The following is a 4,499-nucleotide window of genomic DNA, read 5'->3' on the forward strand; positions in this document are numbered from 1 at the left end:
TAATGATACTGTCTTATCATCCACATCATCGCCATGACGAGTTGAGGCGATGGAATAGAGTCTAAGTTTTTCTGGCTTACCGTTCTTGTCTAATCCTGGTGGAATAATCCCAATACTTTGACCTTCTATATACTTCAAATCCCCGGCGGAAATGTCAAATTTAAGGTGTTGAACAATACCAATACCACTTTCTTTGACTAGCGGTTCATTAGATATTACCTTGCCAATAAACGGAGCATTGGGACGGTAAGTGTTAACAGGAACGTCACCGTGGTCTTTTTTGGCTTTCGCTTGAGTCATGGTGTTGCCTTTCTTGTCCTTGTTCTCTTTAGCACTATGAGCATTTACAGGTGTGGCTTTACCATTCCCTTCACTGTCAGCATTTTCCCCAGATGTCGCTAACTCGCTGACAACGCTATTAGCACTCCCAAATGAGGCTTTACCATTAACTGGCTCTAGAGCAGTTACGGGTTGGATGCTAACAATTGTGCCGCCTAGACGAGTGATACGTCGCATTTCTTGATTCATGCGGTTGTAAGGCACTCTGATGAACACACTGCCACTTTTCCGAATTGGGTAGTTAGTTTGATCGGTTTCTTCACTCTGACGCAAACCTACTACTTCATAAAGGAAGATGCGGCTACCTAATTCTGTGTTGGCAGCACCCTCAACAGCACCTTGATTGTACATTCGTTCTACCACTCCGATAATTTACTTAACCGTTTTTCAAAAAAAACTATTCCCATCCCATGCCAGCTTTAGTTTACCGGATTTTCGTTTCACAAAACTGGCCCTGAAGGAAAAACGGCATCATTAAATTAATGCCTTGCTAAGTACACTCACCAAAGACATGCAGGCATAGCAAAAAACACACCTGTTCACCTTCTAAGGTAAAGGATAAGTCTTGTGGAGAATGTTAATAATGAATCAATTTAATCTTTTTTTCGTTAACTACCACCCCCATCAGGGAGATAGCCTTTTACCTTAGTACCCTATGAACAACTCACAATAGTAGATATTCTTGGAGGGCTACTTCGATCGGTGGAAGTTACCGCTCAGTTTACCTCCAAAAGCTTCCCTTGTGCTTGCTTACTCCAGGGGTTTAAATCGGAGAATGCCAAGAAAGGAAGGTTTTCTTCCGATTGGTTTTACTTCTCCAAATCTACTACTCTTCTGGAATGTTGTTAGCTATCTTCATTACCTATCTATGGACAATTACATAACTAAGACAACTCCAGCGACAAATATCATGAGATAGACAATCATAATTTAAGCAACTGTAATTAGTTTCACTTGATGTGAAAAATATGTCAACCTTGCATCAGTACTTTGCCATAACGTCAACACTTCTATATGAGCATATTCATAAATTTACAGCCAAGAATTTGGGTAATGCAAGTTATTTCCTCATTCGTTGGATAGATTTTTGCTTTGAATATATTAAGTATTGTCGAGTAGGAATTACAATTTTAGGAGCATTAGAAAATTTGTGGCAATTTTGCGGCAATAAGAAATTATACCTTATAGTCTTGATTCTATAGAGTTACAAGTAGCAGACTGATAAAGATACAACGCTGATGAGCAGTGCTGATCCCCATTTTTAAATTAACAACTAAATTAACAAAAAATGATTGAGGAACCACGCTAATTCTTCTTGACAGCAATCTTGTATGGGATACCCCCCTTCTGTTAAAATCAAATATATCACTAGGATTAAATACTTACCGGCACCAACATTCAGGCTAGTCCGACGAGTAGCAACTTAATTACTTTGTTGCCTACCCGCTTGGTGTCTTATAGATGTGCTAGGTAGCAAGAACGCAGGATAAACCAAAGGGGTAAACTCCTGGCTTCAAAATCTGCTGTGTGAAAAATTATTGACACAACTTTAGTATTTTAGAGGAGATTTATGACAAGTAAGCCGGAACGCGTGGTACTGATTGGAGTAGCCGGAGACTCTGGTTGCGGTAAATCTACGTTTTTGCGTCGTTTGATCGATTTGTTTGGTGAAGATTTAATGACAGTCATCTGCTTGGATGACTATCACTCCTTGGATCGCAAACAGCGCAAAGAGACGGGAATAACGGCACTAGACCCCAGGGCGAACAATTTTGACCTGATGTATGAGCAAATTAAAGCGCTCAAAAGTGGTCAAGCGATTGATAAGCCGATTTATAACCACGAAACCGGCTTGATCGATCCGCCAGAGCGGATAGAGCCGAATCACATTATAGTTGTTGAAGGGCTGCATCCTTTATATGATGAGCGGGTGCGATCGCTAATCGACTTCAGTGTTTATTTTGACATTAGCGATGAGGTCAAAATTGCCTGGAAAATCCAGCGAGATATGGCTGAACGCGGTCATCGCTACGAAGATGTGTTAGCGCAAATCAATTCCCGCAAACCTGACTTTGATAAATTTATCGAACCGCAAAGAGAATTTGCTGATGTGGTTCTCCAGGTATTGCCCACAAACTTGATCAAAAATGACACCGAACGTAGAGTCTTACGGGTACGTATGCTCCAGCGGGAAGGCAAGGAAGGCTTCGATCCAACTTACTTATTTGATGAAGGGTCAACAATCAATTGGACTCCCTGTGGACGCAAGCTGACCTGTTCTTATCCTGGTATGCAACTGTACTACGGTTCAGATGTTTACTACGGCCGCTATGTCTCAGTACTAGAGGTGGATGGTCAATTTGACAACTTGGAAGAAGTCATTTATATCGAAACCCATCTCAGCAATACATCCACAAAATATCAGGGTGAATTAACTCACTTGTTACTCCAGCACCGCGAGTATCCAGGTTCCAATAATGGAACTGGTTTCTTCCAAGTGCTTACAGGTTTGAAGATGCGTGCTGCTTATGAGCGGTTGACAGCTACGGAAGCAAAGTTAGCGATTCAGGTTTAAAGCAGCAGTGTTTGTGTCAAAGCTTATGGGGGCGCTTCCGGGTACCCCCTTTTTTTTGTGTTATTAAATACATTTTAGCTAGAAAAGAATTAACATACATTTATCTTACTTACGGATATTTACCTTATAGTTAGTGGTTTTTATCAATATCAAGAAGATACTAACGACTGAAGTATAAATATTGTTATGATTTCAGAAATTAGTAGTTAAACTAAATACTCACATTTGGTTAACGAAAAAACTCTCGATGGAGGAATTTCCTTTGTCTCGTCGCTATCTATTTACCTCTGAGTCAGTCACCGAAGGTCATCCAGATAAAATCTGTGATCAGATTTCTGATACTATTCTGGATGCCCTATTGACACAAGATCCGAGCAGTCGTGTCGCCGCTGAAGTCGTAGTTAATACTGGTTTAGTGCTAATTACTGGTGAAATAACCACCAAAGCTAATGTAAATTTCGTCAATCTCGCCCGGAAAAAAATTGCCGAAATTGGTTATACCAACGCTGACAATGGCTTTTCTGCTAACAGCACCAGCGTTCTACTGGCTATAGACGAACAATCACCCGATATTGCCCAAGGCGTTAACACCGCCCAAGAAACCCGCCAGCAAGATAGTGATGAGCTATTCGATAAAATTGGTGCGGGCGATCAAGGTATAATGTTTGGCTTTGCCAGCAACGAAACACCAGAACTGATGCCCTTACCCATCAGTCTCGCTCACCGCATTGCTCGCCGATTGGCAGCAGTCCGTAAAACAGGTGAACTGTCATACCTGCGTCCTGACGGTAAAACCCAAGTAACTGTGGTCTACGAAGATGGACGCCCAGTAGGTATTGATACGATTCTAATTTCCACCCAGCATACAGCCAGTATTGGGGAAATTACGGATGAGGCGGCGGTACAAGCCAAAATTAAACAAGACCTCTGGTCAGCAGTGGTCGAACCTGTTTTTGGCGACATTGACGTTAAACCTAATCAGGAAACACGTTTTTTAGTCAACCCCACTGGCAAATTTGTCGTTGGTGGCCCTCAAGGAGACTCTGGACTGACAGGACGGAAAATAATCGTTGATACCTACGGTGGGTATTCACGACATGGTGGCGGCGCTTTTTCTGGCAAAGACCCCACGAAAGTAGACCGTTCTGCTGCTTATGCGGCTCGCTATGTAGCGAAAAATATTGTCGCTGCCGGGTTGGCAGAAAAAGTTGAAATCCAGCTATCTTATGCTATTGGTGTAGCACGACCAACAAGTATCTTAGTGGATACCTTTGGCACAGGCAAAGTGGATGAAGAAACCTTACTAGAATTAATCAACAAGCACTTTGAACTCCGTCCAGCAGGGATTATCCATACCTTCAACTTACGGAACTTACCAAGTGAACGAGGCGGACGTTTTTATCAGGACGTCGCGGCTTACGGTCATTTTGGGCGGGCTGATTTAGACTTGCCTTGGGAACAGACCGATAAAGCCGAATTGTTGAAGCAAGCAGCGAATGAGTCACTTTCGGCAGTAGTTGCTCAGGCACTGACTTAGACTTATACGCTACTGTAAAAAGTTAGTTTATCTACGTGAGGGTATTGG

The 4,499-nt window shown here is 42.3% G+C and carries 3 protein-coding genes; 2 read left to right on the forward strand and 1 reads right to left on the reverse strand.

All coding sequences use genetic code 11. The features are described 5' to 3' along the window. Positions 1-690, reverse strand: a 690-nt coding sequence (locus IQ229_RS14420; RefSeq protein WP_322743990.1) for a phycobilisome linker polypeptide, incomplete at its 3' end; no start/stop codon positions are given. A 1,219-nt stretch (positions 691-1,909) separates the two neighbouring features. On the opposite strand from IQ229_RS14420, the gene IQ229_RS14425 reads away from it, so the two are divergent. Both IQ229_RS14425 and metK read left to right on the forward strand, forming a co-directional pair. Continuing rightward, complete coding sequence (locus IQ229_RS14425; protein ID WP_194044767.1) at positions 1,910-2,914, forward strand: phosphoribulokinase; 1,005 nt, start codon at positions 1,910-1,912, stop codon at positions 2,912-2,914. Positions 2,915-3,176: 262 nt separating this feature from the next. Beyond that, entirely contained in the window at positions 3,177-4,451 is a 1,275-nt protein-coding gene (gene metK / locus IQ229_RS14430; protein WP_194044769.1) for a methionine adenosyltransferase, read from the forward strand. Positions 4,452-4,499 lie beyond the last annotated feature (48 nt).

The organism is Nostoc cf. edaphicum LEGE 07299, assembly GCF_015207245.1.
Lineage (GTDB): Bacteria > Cyanobacteriota > Cyanobacteriia > Cyanobacteriales > Nostocaceae > Nostoc > Nostoc edaphicum_B.